This window comes from Streptomyces sp. NPDC054834, assembly GCF_053611185.1.
Genome location: NZ_JBSGZV010000003.1, coordinates 397,816 through 419,478, shown reverse-complemented (window position 1 = coordinate 419,478; position 21,663 = coordinate 397,816). Strand labels below are relative to the sequence as shown.

Below are 21,663 nucleotides of genomic sequence, written 5' to 3'. Positions count from 1 at the left end.
GCCCGGTCGGCAGCGCGTCACACCGCAACGGCTGTGGAGGGCAGGTCCTGTTCGGCCCAGACGACCTTGCCGTTCATCGCGGAGCGCGAGCCCCACCTGCGGGACAGCTGAGCGACGAGGAAAAGACCGCGGCCGTTCTCGTCGAGGACCTGGGGTTGGCGGGGGCGTGGGTGGCTGTTGTTGCCGTCGGAGACTTCGCACGTCAAAACCTGGTGCTGGATGAGCCGTAGGCGGATCAGCCCGCCGCCGTAACGCACGGCGTTGGTGACCAGTTCACTGACGATCAGCTCCACGTTGGTCATGAGGTGCTCCATCCTCCATTCGCTGAGCTGACAGGCAGCCAGATGCCGGGCGGTGCGCACGGCGGTCGGATCGTTCGGCAGGTCCCAGGACGCGACCCGGGCCGGTTGGAGTGCGCGGGTTCGCGCAAGGAGCAAGGTGACGTCGTCGGAGTGTGCCTGGGCCGGCAGGGCGTCGATCGCCTCGGAGCACAGCTCTTCCAAGGACCGGCCGGACTGTGCCAGGACGGCGCCCAGGCGGTTCAGGCCGACGTCGATGTCGTCGTCGCGGGACTCGACCAAGCCGTCGGTGTAGAACGCGAGCAGACTTCCCTCGGGCAGTTCCAGCTCCACGGACTCGAAGGGAACCAGCCCGAGGCCGAGCGGGGATCCAGCGGACATGTCGGGGAAGGTGACACGGCCCTGCGGGTCGATGATCGCGGGCGGGGGGTGCCCGGCCCGCGCCATCGTGCACCGCCGGGTGACCGGATCGTAGACGGCGTACAGACAGGTGGCGCCCACCACCATGGGGACCTGGTCCGGGTCGTCGACATCGTCCTCGTTCAGCCGCCGGACCGTGTCATCGAGGTGCGTCAGCAGTTCGTCGGGCGGCAGGTCCAGGTCCGCGAGCGTGCGCACGGCGGTGCGCAGCCGGCCCATCGTCGCCGCGGCGCTGATGCCGTGCCCGACCACATCGCCGACGACCAGGCCCACCCGGGCGCCGGACAGCTCGATCACATCGAACCAGTCGCCCCCCACGCCGTGGTCCATGTCAGCCGGCACGTAGCGCGAAGCCACCTCGACGGCGGCGCCGCCTCGCACCCGGTGCGGGAGCAGGTCGCGTTGGAGTGTGAGGGCCGCGGTGCGTTGGCGGGCGTACTGCAGAGCGTTGTCCAGGCTGAGCGCGGCCCGGGTGACGAGTTCCTCGGCGAGGAGGAGGTCGTCGTCCTGGAACGGCGTCAGTTCCTTGGAGCGGCCGAACAGCGCCAATCCCAGCACGCAACGCCGCGCACGGATGGGTACGACCATCAACGAGTGGATCCCGCTGTCGCGGACCTTCCGTGCCCGCGTGGGATCGTGGTCGACCCATGGGCCGGCATGGGTGTCCAGCACGGGTTCCAGGTGAGAGCTGCCCGTGCGCAGGGCGGCGGCGAATGACGAGGTCGGGGGTGCGTGGATCACCTCTTCGCGCACCGCCGGCAATTCCAGGACGTTCAGGTCGATGGAGGACACCCCGGCACGGCGCAACACAGGGCGGCGGCCGCTGGCCGTGCTGATCCGTGCGGAGGGCTCGAGTCCGAACGGAACCGACTCCACCAGGTCGACGACGGCGATGTCGGCCAGCAGGGGCACGGCGAGGTCGGCCAGTTCCTGACCGGTCTGCATGAAGTCGAGGGTGCTGCCGATGCGCGTGCTGGCTTCGCTGAGGATGGCCAGGCGCTCCCGGGCCCGCCGGTTGCCGGTGACGTCCACGCTCATGGAGCACAACCCCATCGCCTGGCCGCTCGCGTCCTGGAGGCAGAAGAACGAGGCCGAGAACGCGTGTTCCCGGTGCGTGTCCGCCGTCGACCACGCCCGGTACTCGTGGACCATGGTGGTGCCACTCTCCAGCACCTGCCGCATCACCACCTCGAGTGCTTCGGCCTCGACGGCGGGCGCCGAGTCCTTCAGACGGCGTCCGAACCGTCGGTCCCCAGGAATGCCGTCGTGGCGCTCCATGGCGTCGTTCACCCAGGTGCAGCGCAGTTGCGGGTCGTAGACGACGATGCCGATCGGTGCGTGGGCAAGGAGCGACTCCCGCACTGGTCCGTTGGTCGCTCCCGAGGAGAGGGTGCCTATGTCGGTCACGGATACCAGCCACCGGGTGTCGGCGCCCTGTCCCCACAGCAACGAGACCCATAGCGTCATTTGGAGCGTGTGGCCGTTGCGGTGGCGGACCGTCACGGTGCCGGACCAGCCACCCTGTGCACGGCACCGCTCGGCGAACACTGAAGCGCTCAGGGCGTCCTCGTCCTCAGGGGTCGCCAGAACATGAGCGGCGGAGTGGCCCACCACCTCCTCAGCGGAGTACCCGACAAGCTGCTGGGCGGCCTGCGTCCACCCCACCAACGTGCCGTGCGTATCGATCATCGCTATCGCTGCGTCGGGTATCTCAAGGGGGCTTACGGGCTCGGTGAGTGGCGTGTGGTCTGTGTTCATCCTTGGGATTCCTTCCGTGGGGGTGCGGAGCAAGAGCGCGACGGCCGAGCGATTGAGCGGCCACCAGCGCGGCACCTCGCAGATCGAGGCCGCTTTGTCCCAATTTCTGATGAAAGCATCAACGACGATCGCATAATCGTCAAGACCGCCAAGATTGATCGAACCATCAGGCATGAGCTACACAGGGGCGTGGTCCGCATCGCCACGCCTGTGATGCCCCGCGTGGTTACTGACTCGTCGAGGGCGTCCAGGGGTGGACAGTCAAGGCCGGCCAGTGCAATGATGAATTCATCAGAACTGCTGCTCTTGTTCATGGGGCATGCCGATGCCAGCTTCACGCAGAAACCGATTCGAACGCCGGCGTGCCGAGACCCGCCAGGCACTCGTCCGCGCCGCGCGGCAGATCCTGGCCGAGTCCGGCGATACGAGCGCGAGCATCCGTGCCATCGCGGAGCGCGCGGACGTGGGTTTCGGGTCTTTCTACAACCACTTCGCGTGCAAGCCGGACCTGTTCGACGCGGCCGTGGCCGATGCGCTGGAGGAGTACGCCCAAGCCGTCGAAGAACGCCTGCACGGTGTCGATGATCCCGCCGAGCGTCTCGCTGGAGGCCTGCGGCTCAGCACATACATGGCCGAGTCACACCCGGAGATCATACGGATCCTGTGCCACAGCGAGCTCGGTCGCATATGTGCCGGCCATGGACTGGCTCCGCGCGCGAAGCGCGATGTGGAGCAGGGCATGGCCCGGGGCCGCTTCACCGTGGTCGACCCGGTCATCGCCCTGACCGCGCTGAACGGCAGTCTGCTGGCGCTCCTGGAGTTGGGGTTCAACAAGCCCGAAGTCGACGGCGACCAGGCCGCAGGCACCATGACCGAGATGCTGCTGCACATGCTCGGCCTCTCCCGGGGTGAGGCCCGCGACCTCGCCCGGCAGCCCCTTCCCGCTGCCGCCTGAAGAGGACCCTGTCGCGCACCGGCCGACCGGCGCCGACTGCGCACTGGTTCCCGCGGCCTGCGCAAGGTGCCGGGGTGGATGGCCTCTCTTGCGTGCTGTCTGCCACCACCGTCCTCAGAGTTGGATGGGCAGGTGGCGCGGCCCGCGGAGCATGGCGTTCTGCCGGTAGGGCGGCGGGTCCTGGACCAGGCGTGCGGTGCCGAGGTGGGGGAGCAGTGCGCCCAGTGCGGCCTGGGCTTCGATGCGGGCGAGGGGGGCGCCGTAACAGAGGTGGATGCCGCTGCCGAAGCCGAGGTGCTCGTTGTCCGGGCGGGTGGGGTCGAACCGGTCGGGCTCGTGGAACCGCATGGGGTCGCGGTTGCCCGAGGCCAGCACCAGGACGACGGAGGTGCCTTCGGGGATCCGGGTGCCGGCGATCTCGATGTCGGCGCGCGGGACACGTTCGCGCATGTGGACCGGGGGCTCGTAACGCAGCAGTTCCTCCACCGCTCGGGGCAGCAGGTCGGGGTCGCGGCGCAGCTGGTCGAGGTGCTCGGGCCGGCGCAGCAGGGTGAGGACCCCGTTGGCGATCAGGTTGACCGTGGTCTCGTGTCCCGCGATGAGGAGCAGCACGGCGGTTTCCGCGAGTTCCTCCTGGGTGAGCCGCAGCGCGGGGTCCGGCTCGTTGACGAAGGCGGAAAGCATGTCGTCGCCCGGTCGGCCACGGCGCTGCTCGGCGAGGTTCACCAGGTATCCGCCCATTTCGATGCGCGCCTGGTCGCCCGCCTTGTCCGTCTCGGTGGTGTCCGCTTCGGGCCTGACGTCGGCGGCTGCGACCAGAGCGTCGGACCAGGCACGGAACAGCGGCTCGTCCTCGCGCGGTATGCCGAGCAGTCGGCAGATCACCGTGACGGGCAGCGGGTAGGCGACATCGTCGACGACGTCGATCTGCCGACCCGCCTGGAAGGGCTCCATCAGTTCCTTGGTGATCCGGTCGATCTCGCCGCGCATGGCGTCGACCCGGCCCGGGCTGTGCGGCGGGCCGAACGGCCGCATGGCCAGGGTGCGCAGTCTGTGGTGTTCGGGGTCGTCGAGCCGCAGGAACGGCGGCTTGTGTGTCACTTCGCCGCGGCTGCGGGGGTCAACACTCATCCTCGGGTCGTGGAGCAGGGCGGCGATCTCGTGGTAGGTACCGATCAGGTAGCTGCCGTCTGCCTGCCGCACCACGGGACCGGCCCCGCGGAGTTCCGCGTACAGCGGATAGGGGTTGGGGCGGCTGGCGTAGTCGGTGATGCGTGCCAGCAAGGTGGCGGAGTCCATGACGGCTCCTCGTGGTCGGGCGGGACGCGGGCTACACCACCGTCAGCCGGCGGTCGGGAAGGTGGCCGGTGAGCGCGACGGTCGGGCCGTGCGACAGCCCCGAGGGATCCGGTACGAGGGAGGGGATCGGTATGTCGGCCGCGATCGCCCGGTCCTGCGCGCCCGGCGGGGGCGGGAACGGAGCCGCCGTCTCGATCAGGCGCCGGTAGTAGTCCAGCGACTTGGCCATGTCGACGGTGACCGCGGCGGTGACCCGCCCCTGGTAGCCGTAGACCATCGCCAGACGGCGCGCCTCCAGGGAGCCCTGGGCGATGACGATGTGGTCGGAGTAGGTGGGCACGCCGACCGATTTGATGTTGAGTCCGAACTGGGTCGACCAGAACGTCGGGATGGCCAGGTGCGGGCGCTGCAACGGACCGGGGTTGACCATGTTGTGGGCCGCCACCTCGGCCTGTTCGACCGCGTTGCCCCAGTGCTCGAGAGAGAGCATCTGGTAGCCGAACAGCGGGTGAGGGAAGCGGGAGACGTCGCCGGCCACGAAGACGTCGTCGGTGACGATCCCGTACATGTTGAAGGCGCGGCACCCGGCGTCGCAGGCGATCCCACGCGGGCCCGCCGCCAGCCCGGAGTCCGCCAGCCACTCGACGTTGCGGACCGCGCCCAGTGCCACGACGCAGACGTCCGCCTCGACGCGGCCGCCGTCGGACAGTTCCGCGCCGGTGAAGGCTCCGTTGCCGTTCAGGGCGGTGACCGTCACCCCGGTGCGCAGGTCCACGCCGTGGTTGCGCTGCATGACGGCCGCGAGCTTCGACAGGGTGCCGCCGAGCGCGCCCACCAGGGGCGCGGGGCCGCGTTCGGCGACCGTGACCTCAAGCCCCAGTTCCCGGCAGGCGGAAGCGATCTCCGAGCCGGTGAATCCGCCGCCGATCACCAGCACCCGCTCCGGCCCGGCGGCCAGCCGCTCGGCCAGCCCTTTCCCGTCCTCGCGCGTGCGCAGGGTGAACACCCCGTCCAGGGCGGCTTCCTCAGGGTTGGGCCAGGGCCGCGCCCGGGTGCCGGTGGCGATCAGCAGCCGGTCGTACGGCAGCGCCTCGCCGTCTTCCAGCAGCACTCGTTTGGCGAGCAGGTCCACACCGGTGGCGCGGACGCCCAGCCGCCACTCGGCCTCGGGGTCGCGGCGCATCGGCAGCTCGGTGGTGTCCGCCGTCGCCTGACCCAGCAGCACCTGCTTGGACAGCGGCGGCCGGTCGTAGGGCGCGTGCGGCTCGTCCCCGACCACGGTCAGTGAGCCGATGAAGCCCTCCTCGCGCAGCGCCTCCGCGGCCCTGAGCCCGGCCAGAGACGCGCCGACGATGACGATACGGCCGTCCTTGAGGTCACCGGGCACCAGTGCTCACCTCATCCCCGAGGAGGATGGCCTGGACCGGGCAGGCCGCTGCGGCCTGCCGTACGCGTTCCACCTGGTCGTCGGGGACGGCCGTGGCGTACAACAGGCCCTCCTCGCCATGCAGCTCGAACACCTCCGGCGCGAGGAACACGCACTGCGCGTAGCCCTGGCAGCGCGTGAGGTCGACAACGGTCCGCATCCTCACCACATCCTCCGTTGTCTCACCCCCCTCGTTTCCAGCATGGGCCGGGAACCACGCGCCCGCACGTCGCGGCCGCAGGACGGGCAACCCCGGCGCACCGGCGGCAAGGCGGTGACCAACTCGCCTGTGGGCAGCGGTTTTGTCGAACCTCGTAGGTGCTGGTCATCCCGGTCGGCTTCGTCACGTCGCCGTTTCCATACGTCGTATGGTAATAATGGTGGGAACGGTTCCATACGTCGTATGGAAATGGTCGCCGGACCACGCCAGGCAGCACCCGTCGCCTGACCAGATCGCCGTTGGCGCAGATCACGCCAATCGGGAAGGAAAGTTCATGAAGAAGCTCACCAAGCGCATCGCCCTCACTGTTTCCTCTGTGGCGGTCGCGGGCGTCACCGTTCTCGGTGCCGGGGGCACCGCTTCGGCCGCGCCCCCCGCGTCCGCGCACATCGAGCGCCCGACTGTCAGGGGCGAGGTCGCTGATTACAGCTGGGACCACGGTGTCGGCTTCCTGCTCGAGCGCGGCTACTCCTGCGACGAGGTCCGTGGCTGGCACCAGGACCACCGCGTCACCGATTCGACCCGGCACGACTGCGAGGGTCTCTTCTACCGCGATGGGCACTTCTACCGCTGGGAGGGCGAGGGACACGGCTGGAAGTCCGACAGGTCCTACCGGCACGACGGGAACCGCTTCGAGCGCGACGGCCGGGGCAGGGACCACCACGACCTGAGCGACGACCGGTGAGACGAGTACCGGTCGAGGCCGTGGGCCCGGGCCGTTCCCCTCGGTCCGGTCCCTGCCGGCGGCAGGGACGCGCCCGGCGGCCGGGGATCGGCGTCCCCGACCGCCGGTTGAGTGAGTGCAGCGCCACTCATCGTGCGGTGCGCCGGTGCCGTCCCGCGCCCGCGCCCTGCTGTACCGCCTCCCCCCGTGCTGCCTCTTTGCCACAGGCGGGACATGGGGCACCGCTGAGCCACGCCTGGGAGCGGAAGTCGATGAAGAAGTCCTTGAAGACCGTGGAGCGGCGGGTAGCCGTGCAGCTGGTCGTCTCGCACGACTGCTCAGTGCCCCTGTGCGTACGTCTGCGGTATGAGCCCACCGATCCCTATGTCGTCCATGCCGTCTTCCTCGTCGACTGTGACGAGCCGGTCGAATGGGTGCTGGGGCGGGATCTTCTGGCTGACGGCCTGAAGGGTTCCGCAGGCTGCGCGGACGTCCGGATCTGGTCGGCCGTGGGTCGTGGTGACCAGTCGATGTACATCGTCCTCGCGTCTCCCGCAGGCACCGCCTTGCTCGAGGTCCCCGTGCGGGACATCACGTCCTTCCTTCAGGACACGGAGGCTCTGGTGCCACGAGGTACCGAGTCCGGGCACATCGACTGGGATGCCGAACTGGCGCAGCTCCTCTCCCGAGGCTGACCGCCGACCATCCATGATCAGAAGAAAAGGAACCAGTGTCATGTCCCAGTACCAGCTTCGCGTCTACACCCTGCGCAGCCCCGAAGCGCTCTCCGCCTACGAGAAGATCTGGGCCCAGCACATTCCCGGTATGGCCAAGCACCGGATCACCACGCACGGCGTGTGGACGGTGCCCGCGGCGCCCGGAAGCGAGACTCCCCGGCTGTACGCCCTCGTTTCCTACAGGGATGCCGACGACGTGCAGGAGCGGCTGGAGGTGTACCTGTCGAGTCCTGAATTCCGCGCGGACATGGAGGGCTTCGACATCAGCCAGATCGTCGGCCTCGACGAGACCCTGCTGACGCCCACCGTGGACTCACCCTTGCGCTGACGGTCGATCTGCGACGAGTGACGCGGCCAGGAGGGCCAGCGTCCGGCGGCTCTCATGCTCGGCGACGGCGATGCGCTCTTCGGGAAGAGCGCATCGCCCCCATTCGCCGGAGGCCACTTCGGCGGCTTGGCGCAACTCGGCCAAGGCGCTCGCCAGATGGCAACGGGCATGAGCGAGATCGGCGAGTTCGGGGCTGGACGTCGGGTCCGTCAACCGTGACATGGCCGCCCGTGAGGCGTTCACCGCCGCCAGGGCGGTCTCGACGCGGTCCGCGGCGCGGCGGTCGGTGATCAGGACGGCGACGAGCAGTCCCAGCGTGCAGCCGGTGAGGGTATCGAGGGCCCGGCCCCTCAGCAACTCGCCGACGGGCGGCTCATGCGCGAACTGGGGTGTCAGCAGCGACATCTGGACGACGCAGACCTGCCCGAGCCGGTAACCGCGGCTGATCGTCGCTTTGGTGGCGGCCTGGAAGAACAGGACGGCCAGTACGAGGGCGAGTGATCCTCCGGTACGGATGACCGGCAGCAGGGCGGCGAACAACGCGAGGCCGACGAAGCTGCCGAAGACCCGGTCGAAGGCGCGTGTCCAGGTGAGGGCCAGGTTGGACTGGAAGACCGAGGCGGCGGCGACCGCGGCCCGGTACGGCGGCCGGCGCGGCGCCCAGCGCCAGTGAGGACGATCCGGCCAGGGCGCAGCCGACCGCGACCCGTGCGCTTGGGAGCAGCAGGCGGGAAACCGGGGCGCAGGACGCTCCGGAGGGGATGGGGTGCTCCTTGTGCGTCACGGCGCATCACGGCCTGGACTCGCCCGGCCATGGACGTGCCCAGGCCGCAACGCCGTCGGACCACGGATTCAGCGGCCGGCACCCTGGCCGTTACGACCGGCGGCGAGCCGGCCCTCCAGGCCCGTGATGAGCGTGTCGATCACCAGCCGGAACATGTGGTCCTGATCAAGGCCTGCACGGTCTACGTCCGTGACCTCGTCCGCGCCGGCAGCCGCACCGGGGGGCTTGAGGCTCGCCCACTGCTGGAGCGAGCCGTTGAGTTCGGCGCTGAGGACACCGATGACGACGGCGACCATGAGAGCGGCGATCTCCGGGACCTCCGGCTGCGACACCCCGGCAGCGGCCACGATCGCGGTGAGCGCGGTCCAGAACGGGTCGTCGGGCTGGATGAAGTCCGGCTGGTGACTGAACGAGTAGACCATCAGCTCGGGGTGACGGTGCGCCAGGGTCCGGAAGTCCGTGGCGAGCAGGCGCATGCGCTCCTGCCAGGGAGCGTCCTGAAGCGTCACGGTGCGGAACTGGGCGCCGACCATTCTCGCCACGCCGCGCAGCACGGCTTCCTTGTTCGGCACATGGTGGTACAGCGACATCGGGTTCGCATCGAGCACGGTGGCGAGCTTGCGCATGGTGAGCGCCTCGACCCCGTCCTCATCGATGAGCCGCAGGGCGGCGGCATAGATGCCGGCCTCGGTCAGAGGCACGTCTCTCTTCCTCGTGCCCCGGGGGGGACGCCTCACCTTTTTTTCCATACCCCGTACGGTACCAGTTTCGTACGTTGTATGGAAAGAGCCTCGCCCGCGGCGGTCGCTCCTGCGGTCGGGGGTTGCACCAGGTTTCCATACGGCGTACGGTACCAATTCCATACGGCGTATGTTTCTGTGCGGCGCCATGGCATTGACCAGCGCAACGCGCCCTTGCCCATCCCCTCCACCCCCTCCACGCAGAGGAGCAGTCATGACCACGCACTCCGCGAACGACCTTCGCCCCATCCGGTCCCCGCGCGGGATCCCCCTGCTCGGCCACACGCCGCAGATCCCCGACACCAACCCGGTGGAGTACTTCAACGAGCTGTCCAAGCAGTTCCCCGAGGGCATCTACGGCATGGACATCGCCGGCATCGAGCAGGTCTTCGTCTACGACCCCGACCTGGTGGCCGAGGTCTGCGACGAGACGCGGTTCTTCAAGCAGATCGAGAAGACGCCGCTGAGCCACGTGCGGGACTACACAGGGGCGGGACTGTTCACGGCCCACCAGCACGAAGAGGAATGGGCCATGGCCCACCGGATCCTCCTGCCGGCCTTCAGCCAGCGGGCCATGAAGACCTACTTCGGTCAGATGCTGGAGATCGCCCAGAACCTGGTCGGCAAGTGGGAGCGCCGGGAGGGTCAGCCGGTCGCCATCACCGACGACTACACCCGGCTCACCCTGGACACCATCGCCCTGTCCGGTTTCGGCTACCGCTTCCGGTCCTTCGACAAGGAGGAGCTGCACCCCTTCCTCAACGCACTGCTGGAGGCGCTGATCGAGTCGATGCGGCGCTCCCAGGAGCTGCCGATGATGACCAAGCTCCGCAAGGCGGACGACAGGAAGTACCGCGAGAACATCCAGCTGATGCGCGACCTGGTCGAGAGCGTGATCAAGGAGCGCCGTGAGGGCAAGGGCACCGGCGAGGAGGACCTGCTCGGCCTGATGCTGGAGGCCACCGACCCGGAGACCGGCAAGCTGCTGGCGGACGACAACGTCCGCGACCAGGTGGTGACCTTCCTGATCGCCGGTCACGAGACCACCAGTGGCCTGTTGTCGTTCGCCACGTACTCGCTGATGCGCAACCCGCACGTGCTGTCTCAGGCGTATGCCGAGGTGGACCGCCTGCTGCCCGGGGACACGGTCCCGGACTACGACACGGTCATGCAGCTCGACGTGATCCCGCGGATCCTGGAGGAGACCCTGCGCCTGTGGGCTCCCATCCCGCTGATCGCCAAGGCGCCCATCGACGACACCGTCATCGGCGACCGGTACGAGCTGAAGAAGGGAACCAGGGCCAACATCCTCATGGGCGCCCTGCACTCCCACTCCAAGGCGTGGGAGCGGCCGGAGGAGTTCGACATCGACCGGTGGCTGCCGGAGAACCGTGCGGAACAGCACCCGCACGCCTACAAGCCGTTCGGCAACGGTGTGCGTGCCTGCATCGGCCGCCAGTTCGCGCTCACCGAGGCCCGCCTGGCGCTCGCGCTGGTGCTGCAGAAGTTCAGGTTCTCCGACACCACCGACTACAAGATGGACGTCCGTGAGGCGCTGACGCGCAAGCCCGGCGACTTCCAGCTGGTCGTCCGCAAGCGTCAGGAGCACCAGCGGACCGTCTTCGGTGCCGCCGACCTACAGGCCGGCGACACGCAGGCGCAGACAGCGGTCAGCGGCGTCGGCGTCAACCTCACCGTCGCCTACGGCTCCAGCCTCGGCTCCTGCGAGGACCTGGCGCGTACCATCGCCGACCGCGGCGAGCGCTCCGGCTTCGGGACCACGCTGGTGAGCCTGGACGACCTGGGCGACAACCTGCCCACCGAGGGCCTGCTCGTCGTCGCCGCCGCCAGCTACAACGGCAAGGCCCCCGACAACGCCCAGCGATTCGACGACCTGCTCGCCGCCGGACTGCCCGAGGGCTCGCTGTCGAACGTGCGGTTCGCGCTGCTGGGTGCCGGCAACACCCAGTGGGTGGCCACCTTCCAGGCCTTCCCCAAGCGGATCGAGGAGGGCCTGCTGGCCGCCGGTGCCACACCGGTCGTCGAGCGCGGCATCGCGGACGCCGCCGGTGACTTCGACGGCATGGCCACCCGCTGGATGGACACCCTGTGGGCCACCCTGGCCGAGGAGTACGCCGCCGACACCTCCGAGGCGAGCGGCCCGCGCTACCAGGTCCAGATGCTCACCGAGGCCGATGTACGCCCCGCCATCGTCTCCGAGCAGGCCTACGCGCTCACGGTGGTGGCCAACGAGGAGCTCGTGGCCGACGCGACCGGCCTGTGGGACTTCAGCATCGAGCCGCCGCGCCCGTCGGCGAAGTCCATCACCTTCGAGCTGCCCGAGGGCGTCACCTACGACACCGGCAACCACCTGGCCGTCTTCGCCAAGAACGAACTCGCCTTGGTGGACCGCGCGCTTACGCGGGTCGGCGTCGCGTACGACCAGGTGCTCCGGCTCGACCAGCCCGCAGGCGGCCGCACCCACCTGCCGGTCGGCGTCCCCGTCACCGCCGGCATCCTGCTCACCGAGTTCCTGGAACTGCAGGACGTAGCCACCCGCTCCCAGATCCAGACCCTGGCCGAGTACACCCAGTGCCCCTGGACCCGGCCGCAGCTCCAGGCCTACACCGCCGACACAGAGGAGGCCGAAGAGCACTACCAGAAGGAGATCCTGGGCAAGCGGGTCTCGGTACTGGGCCTGCTGGAGCGCTTCCCGGCGGTCGAACTGCCGCTGGCGGTCTTCCTGGAGATGATGGGCCCGATCCGTCCCCGGTTCTACTCCATCTCCTCCGCCCCGTCGGCCAACCCGCGCCACGTGCGCCTGACCGTCGGCCTGCTGGAGGGACCGGCCCTGTCCGGCGACGGCCAGTACCGCGGCACCTGCTCCTCCTACATCGCGGGCCTGGAGACCGGAGACGTCGTGTACGGCTACGTACGCGTCCCCTCCCCGACGTTCGCCCCGCCCGCCGACCCCGCCACTCCGCTGATCCTCATCGGCCCCGGCACCGGCATCGCGCCGCTGCGCGGCTTCCTGGAGGAGCGCGCCTGGCAGCACGCCAACGGCACGCAGGTCGGCCTGTCGCAGGTCTTCGTCGGCTGCCGCCACCCCGAGCACGACTACTTCTACCGCCCGGAGATGCAGGACTGGGAGCAGGCCGGGATCGCGCGGATCCACACCGCCTTCTCCGCGGTGGCCGGCCATCCGGCCCGGTTCGTGCAGAACGCCATCGCAGGCGCCGCCGACACGGTGTGGCAGGCCATCGAAGACGGCGCGTACATCTACGTCTGCGGTGACGGCCGCCGTATGGCACCCGCCGTCCGCGAGGCCCTGGCCGCCATCTACCGCCAGCGGACCGGCTACGACGACGAGACCGCCCAGCAGTGGCTCGCTCAGCTCGAGGCCGACGAGCGCTACCAGCAGGACGTCTTCGCCTGACCGTCGCATGCCGCCGAGGCGTGCGACCCCCCGACGCCGGGAGGCGTGCGGCCCGGTCCTGCCACTCCGCACGCCTGCCGGCCACCACAAGCCCACCAGAGACCACACGGCGCCCATCGGCCCGAACCGCCGGGAGTGCCGCTCACAGAAAGCAGACCCTCATGGACACCATGCTCGCCGGACGCTTCCACCTGGACAGCAAGAAGTTCGCCGTGGAAGAGGTCCCCATCCCCGTACCCGGCCCGGGCGAGGTCCTCATCGAGGTGAAGGCCGCGGGCGTCTGCCTCTCGGACGTCCATCTGATCGACGGCTCCCTCGTCCCGCTGTTCGCCACCTCCGACACGGTCACCGTCGGCCACGAGGTCTCCGGCGTGGTCCACACACTCGGCCCCGACCTCAAGCGCGGCCTGCCCGTCGGCACCCGTGTCACCCTGGAGGCCGGCAAGACCTGCGGTAAGTGCGCGGGATGCGTGCGCCGCCGCCCCTGCACCCAGATGCTCACTGCCGGCATCGACTACGACGGCGGCTGGGCGGAGTATGTGATCGCCCGCGAGGACACCCTCATCCCCATCCCCGACAGCCTCCCCTTCGACCAGGCCGCGATCATCCCCGACGCGGTCTCCACCCCCTACGCCGCCGTCGTCACCACCGCGGGCGTCCGTCCCGCCCAGTCCGTCGGCGTCTGGGGCGTGGGCGGAGTCGGCGCGCACAACGTACGCCTCGCCCGCCTGGTCGGCGCCGCACCGATCATCGCCGTGGACCCGCTGCCCAGCGCCCGCGAGCGCGCCCTGTCCTTCGGCGCGGACTACGCCCTGGACCCGGCTGTCCCCGACTTCGCCGACCAGGTCCGCGCCGCCACCGACGGACGGGGCCTGGACTTCGCCTTCGACTGCGCCGGCGTGCCCGCCGTCCGCGAGCAGGCCGCCTCCGTGCTCGGCCTGGGCGGTTCCCTCATCCTGGTGGGCATCACGCCCAGGCCGCTCACCATCACCGAGGGCCTGACCTTCAACTACCTGTGCAAGCAGGTCCGCGGTCACTACGGCGGTAGCCCCGAGTCCGTCTCCGAGCTCGTGCGGCTGACCGCGGCAGGCCGCCTCGACCTGGCCCCCTCCATCACGGACCACATCCCCCTCATCGACGCGGCGGACGCGGTCAGCCGTCTGGAGAACAAGATCGGCGACCCGATCCGCCTCATTCTCGTCCCTTGACACGTCCAGCGGGACATCAAAGCCACCTCGGGCAGGGGTGAGTGGGCGCCGGTGCGTGAGGGAGCACCGGCGCCCACGGCTTTCCGGCAACCGTGGAGAGACAGCACCATGCACCGTCCCCCGGCTGCCGACCCGATCGAGGCGATGGCGCGGATGGTGCTGGCAGCATGGGCGGTAGGCGACCAGTACCTGCTCATCGCCTTGGGGCGGCGCCACCTGGGAGTGGATGCGATCCGCGTCGCCCTGGCACCGGCCCGCGAAGAGGCCGTCGAGACCCCACGACGTGGTCAGCGCGAAGGCGTCTTCGTGGACCACCTTCCAGCACCCCTCCTCGCCCAGGCGCTGGCGGCACTGATGGCGGCCCTCGCCGGGGAGAACGCCGCGTGCACGTGGTCGGACCCCACGGGTGAGGCCGCGGCCACCGCGTTCCTTGTCGCCGCCGGTGTGGCACCTCAGGCGGCTGCGCTCCAGGTGCAGGACGTTGTCAGGCGGGGTCGGGCAGCGGGCGCCGGGTGACCTCACGGGCGTCGTCCGGGGGGACGCCGAGCATGCGCAGGACCATCTCGGCCAGGTCGGAGGCGGCCTCGTCGCCGTCGAGGTCCGGGCGGTCCAGCCTGAGGGCCACGAGGGACAGCAGGGTGCCGCCCAGGGCGGACAGGGCGGTGGTCGCGTTGTCGCAGGTGAAGCGCCCCGAGGCGATGCCGACCTCCAGGTCGCGAAGGGCGCGCGGGGAGAGGCCGCTGTCCGAGTGGATGTGGGACAGCCCGCGGTCGCGCAGGATCCGCAGGAGTTCCGGGTGGGAGTCGGCCATCCGGGCGGTGAGCCGGAAACCGGCCGCGACCAGCTCGGCCGGGTCATCGATACCTTCCACGCGCACGTCGATGACCTGCCCGAACTCCTCCAGGGCGTCCGTCACCGCGGCGTCGAAGAGCTCTGTCTTCGACTCGAAGTGGTTGTAGAAGGACCCGAAACCGACATCGGCCCGCTCGGCGATGACCTGGATGCTGGCGCTGGTGTCCCCGGTCTCCGCGAGGATCTGCCGGGCCGCGCGGACGAGCGCCTGACGGGTCTCGGCGCGGCGCCGCTCGAAGCGGTTCTTGGGCGGGGCTGACGTCGGCATGCGGCCCAGTGTAACCGCCAGCGCGATGACACTGGCATTACTGATGAGATCCTCAATTATTTGGGCTACCCCTATTGACGATGAGAAACGACAGAGTTGATGATTTCCTCATTACGGCAGTGTTGCTTGGAGGACACCATGTCCCACATCCCCGTTGACAAGGGCGGTCCCCTGACGCCCCACCAAGACCTCCACAGTGAGCAGGGCGCCCTGCGCGGAGAGCACCCCGGACGAGCCCGCAACCCCGTGATCAAGGTGGCGGACCTGGCCTGGCTGGAGTTCGAGAAGCCGGACCTCGACCGGGCCGAGGTGTTCGCCCACGACTTCGGCTTCGCGACCGCCTACCGCACCGAGCGCGAGCTGTGGCTGCGCGGCACGTGCGCGGGCTCTCCCTGCATGGTCATCCGGCGTGGCCGTGCCTCCCGCTTCCTCGGGCCGGCGTTCCGCGCGGCCGAGCCGGCCGATGTGGACCGGCTGGCCGCCGCCGTCGGACACACCGTCCGGGACATCGACGTACCGGGCGGCGGTCGGTCGGTCGCCCTGTTCGATCCGTCGGGCCTTCCGGTCCGGGTGGTGCACTGCGCCGAACCGCTGCCCGCGCTACCCGGGCAGCCGCCACTGATCCTCAACACCGGCACCGAGCCCCGCCGTACGAACGCCACGCAGCGTCCGCCCCGGGAGCCGTCCCGCATCCAGCGCCTGGGCCATGTGGTGCTGGAGACGCGGGCGTTCGCCCGCACTCTGGACTGGTACCTGGACACCCTCGGGATGATCGTGTCCGACTTCCTGTTCCTGGACGGGCAGCGCGAGCGCGGGCCGACCATGGCGTTCATCCGCTGTGACCAGGGCAGCACGCCCGTGGACCACCACACCCTCGCCCTGCACCTCGGGCCCGGTACCGGGTACGTCCACTCCGCCTACCAGGTCACCGACCTCGACGCGATCGCCGCCGGCGGGGAGTACCTGGCCGAGCGCGGCTACCGGCGCAGCTGGGGGATCGGCCGGCACATCCAGGGCAGCCAGCTCTTCGACTACTGGCGCGACCCCGACCGCTTCATGCTGGAGCACTTCGCCGACGGCGACCTGTTCTCCTGCGACCTCGAACCCGGGTGGGCGCCGATGTCGGCGAGCGGCCTGGCCCAGTGGGGCCCGCCGGTCACCCGTGACTTCCTGGGCACCAACCCGTCCCCCGCCAAGCTGCGCGAGGTCATGACGGCCCTGCGCGGCGACAACGAACTCGACCCCGCACGTCTGCTGGGCCTGATGAAAGCGATGAGCTCATGAGCACCAACGTTCTGCGCACCCGTGGGGGCACCTCCCGCTCGAGCGAAGACGAGAGTGGGGGAGGCTGGTGGGTCGTCCGGGACGAGCGCGCCGTCCGCATCGACACCAAGGCGGTCACCACCGCCGAGCTGCTCGCCGACCGGGGTGCCGTGAGGGAGGCCGCCGCCTCCGGCGAGAGCGGCACACCGGTCGCCGACCTGGTGGCGCTGCCCCCGGTCACCACCCCCTGCCGTGTGGTGGCCCAGATGGTCAACTACCGCAGTCACGCCAAGGACTCGGGGTTCACCGGCGACATCCCGCCCACCTTCTTCCGCAAGGCGTCCGGCTCGGTCAGCGGCCCGCACGAGACGATCGTCCGCCCCGCACACGTGAGGTTCCTCGACTACGAGGTCGAGCTCGGCCTCGTCATGGGAGCGCCCCTGCCGGTGGGCACCTTCGTCGAGGAGGCGGACCTGCCGCGGTACGTGGCCGGGCTCGTCCTCACCAACGACGTCAGCGCCCGCGACGTGCAGCTGACCAAGACCCAGTTCTACGAGAGCAAGTCCTACCCGACCTTCACGCCGACCGGGCCGTACCTGACCCTGCTGGAGCCCGAGGACTTCGCCCGGCTGATCGACCTGCGGCTGCGGCTGTCCGTCAACGGCGTACCCCGCCAGGACCGCACCCTCGCCGACATGATCGTACGACCGGCGCAGGCACTCACCCTGCTCGCCCGCTTCCAGACCCTCGATCCGGGCGACCTGCTGCTCACCGGCACTCCCGGCGGCACCGCCCTGAAGGCCCCGCCCAAGCCGGTCGAGAAGATCGCAGCCCTGCTGCCGCCCTCGCTGAAGTGGAAGGCGTTCTTCAACAGCCAGGCGAAGAACCCCCGCTACCTGCGCGACGGCGACCTCGTCACCGCCACGATCGCCACCCCCGACGGACGCATCGACCTCGGCGAGCAGCGGACCGCTGTGGCGGACGCGACGTGAGCGCCCCATCCCGGAGACCGGTGGTCATCATCGGCGCCGGGCCCGTGGGAGTCACGGCCGCACTCCTGCTGGCCCGGCACGGAGTGCCAAGCCTCGTCCTGGAACGCCACCGGGACGTCTACCCCCTGCCACGCGCCGTCGTCGTGGACGACGAGGCGCGCCGGATCTTGCAGAGCGTCGGCATCCACGAAGAGTTCGCCGCCCTCGCCCGACCGGCGCGCGGGCTGCGGTTGCTGGACGCCCGGCACCGCGTGATCGCCCAATTCACCCGATCCCCGCACGGGCATCATGGCTTCCCCCAGACCAGCATGTTCGACCAGCCGGACCTGGAGCGCCTGCTGCGCGACGCTCTGGCGCGCCGCCCGGAGTGTGAGCTGTGGGGCGGGGTGGAGGTCGTGTCCGTCACCCCCCAGGACACCGACGGTACGGCTCCGGTTCGGGTGACCTTCAGACGGGAGGGCGGCACCGACGAGGAGCACGTGTGGGCCGACGCCGTCCTCGGCTGCGACGGCGCGGGCAGCCTCACCCGCGACGCCATCGGCGCCGTATGGGAGGACCTGCACTTCGAAGAGAGCTGGCGGGTCATCGACGTACGCACCAGCCGCCCGGTGCGCACCTGGGAAGGCGTCGACCAGATCTGCTGCCCCACCCAGCCCGCCACCTTCATGCGCCTCGGCGAGGACCGCTACCGCTGGGAGTTCCGGCTGGACGACGACGAGGCCCTGGACGGCTCGGAAGGACGGGAGCGCCTGCGCGAGCTGGTCGCTCCCTGGGTGGAGCTCCCCTCCGACACCTCCTGGGGCGACGGCTTCGAGGTGATCCGGCAGGCGCGGTACACCTTCCGGGCCCGCCTCGCCGACCGGTGGCGCCAGGGACGCGTCTTCCTGCTGGGCGACGCCGCCCACCTCACGCCTCCCTTCATCGGGCAGGGTCTGTGCGCGGGCCTGCGCGACGCCCGAAACCTCACCTGGAAGCTCGCCCGCGTTCTCCGACAGGGCGCGGACGACGGGCTGTTGGACACCTACGAGCGCGAGCGCAAACCGCACGCCCGCCACGTGATCCGGCTCGCGGTGGCCATCGGCTGGGCCATGACAGGTGGACAGGACCGCGGCGCGGCACTCCGCCGGGCCGTCGTGGGCGTGGCCTGCCGCGTCCCCGGCGTGACCGCGGCGGTGAGCCGCGACCTCAGCCCCGCGCTGACCGCCGGCCCGCTTGTACGACGCCGTAACGGGCTCATCGGACGCGGGCTGGCCGGCACCTTCTGCCCGCAGCCCTGGGTGGTCGCCGACGGCAGGCGAGTGCGCCTGGACGACGTCCTCGCAGACTCCTTCGCCGTCGTAACCGCTGTGCCGCCCACCGCGCAGATGACGGCCGTGGCCACGGCGCTGGACGCACCCACGCTCCATGTCGACGACCTGGGCGACGACGGCACGCTGGCCGCCTGGCTGGTACGGGGCCGGGAGGACGCAGTTCTGCTGCGGCCCGACCGCGTCGTGATGGACACCGTCCCTGTCGGCACCGGCGCCTTCCCGGACTCCACCGCTTGGGCCTCCCTGCTGCACACGGCCCGCCGTACCACCGATGCCCGGCCCGTCCCCCTGCCGAGGAGCACCGCACCATGACCACCCCGCACCCGACGCCGTATCCGGAACCGTTCCTGCCGCCCGACCCGAAGGCGGCCGCCGGCAGCCGCATCGCGGACTTCGCCCGCTGGGCCTCCCGGCACCAGGGCGCCGAAGGGATCCAGGACCCCACCGACTACCACGGCCTGCACCACTGGTCCGTCACCGACCTGGAAGGTTTCTGGACCGCGGTGTGGGAGTACTTCGACGTCGACTCGACCACCCCGTACGAGCGGGTGCTGGCCGAGGAGACCATGCCCGGCGCGCGCTGGTTCCCCGGCGCCACCCTCAACTACGCCCACCACGCGCTGCGCAACCTCCACCCGGACGCACCCGCGATCACCGCGCTGGACGAGACCGGCTCCGGCTACGAGATCACCGGTCGGCAGCTGCGCGCCCAGGTCGCCTCCGTCGCCGCCACCCTGCGCGATCTGGGCGTCGGAGAGGGCGACCGGGTGGTCGGCTATCTTCCCAACACCCCTCACGCGATCATCGCCTTCCTCGCCACGGCCAGCCTGGGCGCGGTGTGGTCGGTGTGCGGCCCGGACTACGCCCCCAAGGCCGCGGCCGACCGCTTCGCCCAGCTCGAACCGACGGTGCTCATCACGGCGGACGGCTACCTCTTCAACGGCACCACGCACGACCGCCGTGCCGCCTCCCTCGAACTGGCCGACGCCCTCCCGACGCTGAAGGCCACGGTGCTCGTGGACCACCTGGGCCTCGCATGGCCCGAGACCCGGCACACCGGCCTGACGGTGCCCTGGGCCGACGCCGCCACCCGCACCGAGTACCTCACCATCACCCCGGTGCCGTTCGACCACCCCTTGTGGATCGTCTTCTCCTCCGGCACCACCGGCCTGCCCAAGGGCATCGTCCACGGCCACGGAGGCGTCCTGCTGGAGCACCTCAAGATCCTCGGCCTGCACTGCGACCTGAGCGTCGGAGACCGCCTGCTGTGGTACACCACCACCCACTGGATGATGTGGAATCTGGTCGTCTCCACCCTGCTGACCGGCGCCACCACCTGCACCTACGACGGAAGCCCCGCGCCGGTGGCGCGCCCTGACATCCTCTGGGAGCTGGCGGCCCGCCACAAGGTCACCGTCTTCGGCACCAGCCCGCAGTACCTGCTGGCCATGGCCAAAGTGGGCATCGAACCCTCCGTACACGACCTCTCGGCGATCCGGGCCATTGGTTGCACCGGCTCCGCCCTGCCCGCCTCCGCCTACCCCTGGGTCCGCGACCACGTCGGCGCAGGCATCCAACTGGCCTCCACCAGCGGCGGCACCGACATCGTCTCCGCCTTCGCCGGCAGTGCCCCCACGACCCCCGTGTGGGCGGGCGAGCTGTCCGCCCCCAACCTCGGCGTGGCGCTCGCGGCGTACGACGGCACGGGACGGCCGGTCGTCGACCAGGTCGGCGAACTGGTCGTCACCCGTCCCATGCCGTCCATGCCGCTGTACTTCTGGAACGACCCGGACGGTAGCCGCTACCGCGACGCCTACTTCGGCTCCTACCCGGGCGTGTGGCGGCACGGCGACTGGATCACCCTCACCTCCCACGGCTCGTTGATCGTCCACGGCCGCTCCGACGCCACTCTCAACCGCAACGGCGTGCGCCTGGGCAGTGCCGACATCCACGACATCGTCGAACGCCTCCCCGAGATCACCGAGGCCCTCGTCATCGGTGCGGAGGAACCCGACGGCGGCTACTGGATGCCCCTGTTCATCGTTCCCGCGCCCGGTGTCACGCTGGACGACGCCTTGCGCGAGAAGATCCGTGACGCCATCCGCACCGGAGCCTCGCCCCGCCACGTCCCCGACGAGGTCCTCGCCGTGCCGGCCATTCCGCACACCAGGACCGGCAAGAAACTCGAGGTCCCGGTCAAGCGCCTCCTCCAGGGCGCGCCCGCCGAGCAGGTCCTCCATCCCTCGGCGGTCGACAACCCGGACCTCGTCTCCTACTTCGCCGCCCTGGGAGCCGACCGCCGCCAGGCGCGTAACCCGCACACCGTCAAGGACGCTTCATGAGCCTTTCCGCCGCCCTGGCCTGTCTCATCGTGCTGATCTTCGCCCTGCTGGGCGTAGCCAAGATCATGGCGCTCGGTCCCATGCCCGAGCTGGCCGCCCACGCCGGCTTCACCACCGCCTCCTACCGGGTGATCGGTGCGCTGGAGCTGGCAGGCGCCATCGGCGTGGCCCTCGGCCCGGTCCTGCCGCTGTTCGGAGAGCTGGCCGGCCTCGGCCTGCTGATGCTGCTCGCCAGTGCTGTGACCACGCACGTGCGCAAGGGAGACCGGCTGCCCGAACTCGTCCCCGCGATGGTGTGCGCCCCACTGGTCGCCTGGTATCTCGTGCTCCTTGCCGCTGTCGGCTCCTGACGTGGCCGAGGG

At 70.2% G+C, this 21,663-nt stretch carries 18 protein-coding genes and 1 pseudogene; 12 read left to right on the top strand and 7 right to left on the bottom strand.

The features are described 5' to 3' along the window. Nucleotides 1–17 precede the first annotated feature (17 nt). The gene (locus ACWGJM_RS06875; protein ID WP_453410598.1) at nt 18–2,651 is read right to left on the bottom strand and encodes a SpoIIE family protein phosphatase; all 2,634 of its coding nucleotides are present in this window, start codon (nt 2,649–2,651) and stop codon (nt 18–20) included. A 145-nt stretch (nt 2,652–2,796) separates the two neighbouring features. On the opposite strand from ACWGJM_RS06875, the gene ACWGJM_RS06870 reads away from it, so the two are divergent. Further along, nucleotides 2,797–3,432 (top strand): TetR/AcrR family transcriptional regulator, encoded by a 636-nt coding sequence (locus ACWGJM_RS06870; protein ID WP_453410597.1) that lies wholly within the window; start codon nt 2,797–2,799, stop codon nt 3,430–3,432. A gap of 114 nt (nt 3,433–3,546) precedes the next feature. On the opposite strand, the gene ACWGJM_RS06865 is transcribed toward ACWGJM_RS06870, so the two are convergent. The 3 genes from ACWGJM_RS06865 to ACWGJM_RS06855 are packed head-to-tail and all read right to left on the bottom strand — an operon-like array spanning nt 3,547 to nt 6,317. Continuing rightward, entirely contained in the window at nt 3,547–4,731 is a 1,185-nt protein-coding gene (locus ACWGJM_RS06865; protein ID WP_453410596.1) for a cytochrome P450, read from the bottom strand. A gap of 31 nt (nt 4,732–4,762) precedes the next feature. Then, the gene (locus ACWGJM_RS06860) at nt 4,763–6,118 is read right to left on the bottom strand and encodes an NAD(P)/FAD-dependent oxidoreductase (protein WP_453410595.1); all 1,356 of its coding nucleotides are present in this window, start codon (nt 6,116–6,118) and stop codon (nt 4,763–4,765) included. Beyond that, complete coding sequence (locus tag ACWGJM_RS06855) at nt 6,108–6,317, bottom strand: ferredoxin (protein ID WP_453410594.1); 210 nt, start codon at nt 6,315–6,317, stop codon at nt 6,108–6,110. Before ACWGJM_RS06855 ends, ACWGJM_RS06860 begins: the two co-directional genes overlap by 11 nt. 334 nt (nt 6,318–6,651) lie before the next feature. Between ACWGJM_RS06855 and ACWGJM_RS06850 the strand changes: the two genes are divergently transcribed. The 3 genes from ACWGJM_RS06850 (at nt 6,652) to ACWGJM_RS06840 (ending at nt 8,106) form a co-directional block, all read left to right on the top strand. After that, complete coding sequence (locus ACWGJM_RS06850) at nt 6,652–7,062, top strand: hypothetical protein (RefSeq protein WP_453410593.1); 411 nt, start codon at nt 6,652–6,654, stop codon at nt 7,060–7,062. A gap of 251 nt (nt 7,063–7,313) precedes the next feature. Then, the gene (locus ACWGJM_RS06845; protein ID WP_453410592.1) at nt 7,314–7,736 is read left to right on the top strand and encodes an SsgA family sporulation/cell division regulator; all 423 of its coding nucleotides are present in this window, start codon (nt 7,314–7,316) and stop codon (nt 7,734–7,736) included. Nucleotides 7,737–7,776: 40 nt separating this feature from the next. After that, nucleotides 7,777–8,106, top strand: a complete 330-nt coding sequence (locus tag ACWGJM_RS06840) for an NIPSNAP family protein (protein ID WP_453410591.1) — start codon at nt 7,777–7,779, stop codon at nt 8,104–8,106. Here ACWGJM_RS06840 and ACWGJM_RS06835 read toward each other — a convergent pair. After that, nucleotides 8,092–8,739 (bottom strand): annotated as a pseudogene (locus tag ACWGJM_RS06835) (FUSC family protein); the annotation flags it as partial. The gene ACWGJM_RS06840 and the pseudogene ACWGJM_RS06835 overlap by 15 nt on opposite strands. A gap of 219 nt (nt 8,740–8,958) precedes the next feature. After that, complete coding sequence (locus ACWGJM_RS06830; protein ID WP_453410590.1) at nt 8,959–9,591, bottom strand: TetR/AcrR family transcriptional regulator; 633 nt, start codon at nt 9,589–9,591, stop codon at nt 8,959–8,961. A 253-nt stretch (nt 9,592–9,844) separates the two neighbouring features. Between ACWGJM_RS06830 and ACWGJM_RS06825 the strand changes: the two genes are divergently transcribed. The 3 genes from ACWGJM_RS06825 to ACWGJM_RS06815 all read left to right on the top strand — a co-directional run bounded on the left by ACWGJM_RS06825 (nt 9,845) and on the right by ACWGJM_RS06815 (nt 14,790). Beyond that, nucleotides 9,845–13,066 (top strand): bifunctional cytochrome P450/NADPH--P450 reductase, encoded by a 3,222-nt coding sequence (locus tag ACWGJM_RS06825; protein ID WP_453410589.1) that lies wholly within the window; start codon nt 9,845–9,847, stop codon nt 13,064–13,066. Between the two features lie 161 nt (nt 13,067–13,227). Further along, nucleotides 13,228–14,274, top strand: a complete 1,047-nt coding sequence (locus tag ACWGJM_RS06820; protein WP_453410588.1) for a zinc-binding dehydrogenase — start codon at nt 13,228–13,230, stop codon at nt 14,272–14,274. A gap of 108 nt (nt 14,275–14,382) precedes the next feature. Continuing rightward, complete coding sequence (locus tag ACWGJM_RS06815) at nt 14,383–14,790, top strand: hypothetical protein (RefSeq protein WP_453410587.1); 408 nt, start codon at nt 14,383–14,385, stop codon at nt 14,788–14,790. Here ACWGJM_RS06815 and ACWGJM_RS06810 read toward each other — a convergent pair. Then, nucleotides 14,759–15,394: a TetR/AcrR family transcriptional regulator gene (locus ACWGJM_RS06810; protein WP_453410586.1), complete on the bottom strand. Its 636-nt coding sequence runs from the start codon at nt 15,392–15,394 to the stop codon at nt 14,759–14,761. The two genes, ACWGJM_RS06815 and ACWGJM_RS06810, sit on opposite strands and share 32 nt — an antisense overlap. Nucleotides 15,395–15,532: 138 nt before the next feature. Between ACWGJM_RS06810 and ACWGJM_RS06805 the strand changes: the two genes are divergently transcribed. Genes ACWGJM_RS06805 through ACWGJM_RS06785 form a run of 5 tightly spaced genes read left to right on the top strand, consistent with a single transcriptional unit; the run spans nt 15,533 to nt 21,651 of the window. Continuing rightward, nucleotides 15,533–16,678: a VOC family protein gene (locus ACWGJM_RS06805; protein WP_453410585.1), complete on the top strand. Its 1,146-nt coding sequence runs from the start codon at nt 15,533–15,535 to the stop codon at nt 16,676–16,678. Further along, nucleotides 16,675–17,649, top strand: coding sequence for a fumarylacetoacetate hydrolase family protein (locus ACWGJM_RS06800; RefSeq protein ID WP_453410584.1), 975 nt, complete (start codon nt 16,675–16,677; stop codon nt 17,647–17,649). The genes ACWGJM_RS06805 and ACWGJM_RS06800 overlap by 4 nt, the downstream gene beginning before the upstream one ends. Then, on the top strand, nt 17,646–19,271 hold the full coding sequence (gene mhpA, locus ACWGJM_RS06795; protein WP_453410583.1) for a bifunctional 3-(3-hydroxy-phenyl)propionate/3-hydroxycinnamic acid hydroxylase MhpA: 1,626 nt from the start codon (nt 17,646–17,648) through the stop codon (nt 19,269–19,271). The genes ACWGJM_RS06800 and mhpA overlap by 4 nt, the downstream gene beginning before the upstream one ends. Next, nucleotides 19,268–21,301, top strand: a complete 2,034-nt coding sequence (locus ACWGJM_RS06790) for an acetoacetate--CoA ligase (RefSeq protein WP_453410582.1) — start codon at nt 19,268–19,270, stop codon at nt 21,299–21,301. Before mhpA ends, ACWGJM_RS06790 begins: the two co-directional genes overlap by 4 nt. Then, nucleotides 21,298–21,651, top strand: a complete 354-nt coding sequence (locus ACWGJM_RS06785; protein WP_453410581.1) for a DoxX family protein — start codon at nt 21,298–21,300, stop codon at nt 21,649–21,651. Before ACWGJM_RS06790 ends, ACWGJM_RS06785 begins: the two co-directional genes overlap by 4 nt. Nucleotides 21,652–21,663: the final 12 nt, after the last annotated feature.

What these genes read in the sequence shown, in the direction of transcription:
- ACWGJM_RS06875 (WP_453410598.1), bottom strand. Translation starts at nt 2,651, where the DNA reads ATGCCTGATGGTTCGATCAATCTTGGCGGTCTTGACGATTATGCGATC.
- ACWGJM_RS06870 (WP_453410597.1), top strand. Translation starts at nt 2,797, where the DNA reads ATGCCGATGCCAGCTTCACGCAGAAACCGATTCGAACGCCGGCGTGCC.
- ACWGJM_RS06865 (WP_453410596.1), bottom strand. Translation starts at nt 4,731, where the DNA reads ATGGACTCCGCCACCTTGCTGGCACGCATCACCGACTACGCCAGCCGC.
- ACWGJM_RS06855 (WP_453410594.1), bottom strand. Translation starts at nt 6,317, where the DNA reads ATGCGGACCGTTGTCGACCTCACGCGCTGCCAGGGCTACGCGCAGTGC.
- ACWGJM_RS06850 (WP_453410593.1), top strand. Translation starts at nt 6,652, where the DNA reads ATGAAGAAGCTCACCAAGCGCATCGCCCTCACTGTTTCCTCTGTGGCG.
- ACWGJM_RS06845 (WP_453410592.1), top strand. Translation starts at nt 7,314, where the DNA reads ATGAAGAAGTCCTTGAAGACCGTGGAGCGGCGGGTAGCCGTGCAGCTG.
- ACWGJM_RS06840 (WP_453410591.1), top strand. Translation starts at nt 7,777, where the DNA reads ATGTCCCAGTACCAGCTTCGCGTCTACACCCTGCGCAGCCCCGAAGCG.
- ACWGJM_RS06825 (WP_453410589.1), top strand. Translation starts at nt 9,845, where the DNA reads ATGACCACGCACTCCGCGAACGACCTTCGCCCCATCCGGTCCCCGCGC.
- ACWGJM_RS06820 (WP_453410588.1), top strand. Translation starts at nt 13,228, where the DNA reads ATGGACACCATGCTCGCCGGACGCTTCCACCTGGACAGCAAGAAGTTC.
- ACWGJM_RS06815 (WP_453410587.1), top strand. Translation starts at nt 14,383, where the DNA reads ATGCACCGTCCCCCGGCTGCCGACCCGATCGAGGCGATGGCGCGGATG.
- ACWGJM_RS06810 (WP_453410586.1), bottom strand. Translation starts at nt 15,394, where the DNA reads ATGCCGACGTCAGCCCCGCCCAAGAACCGCTTCGAGCGGCGCCGCGCC.
- ACWGJM_RS06805 (WP_453410585.1), top strand. Translation starts at nt 15,533, where the DNA reads ATGTCCCACATCCCCGTTGACAAGGGCGGTCCCCTGACGCCCCACCAA.
- ACWGJM_RS06800 (WP_453410584.1), top strand. Translation starts at nt 16,675, where the DNA reads ATGAGCACCAACGTTCTGCGCACCCGTGGGGGCACCTCCCGCTCGAGC.
- ACWGJM_RS06790 (WP_453410582.1), top strand. Translation starts at nt 19,268, where the DNA reads ATGACCACCCCGCACCCGACGCCGTATCCGGAACCGTTCCTGCCGCCC.
- ACWGJM_RS06785 (WP_453410581.1), top strand. Translation starts at nt 21,298, where the DNA reads ATGAGCCTTTCCGCCGCCCTGGCCTGTCTCATCGTGCTGATCTTCGCC.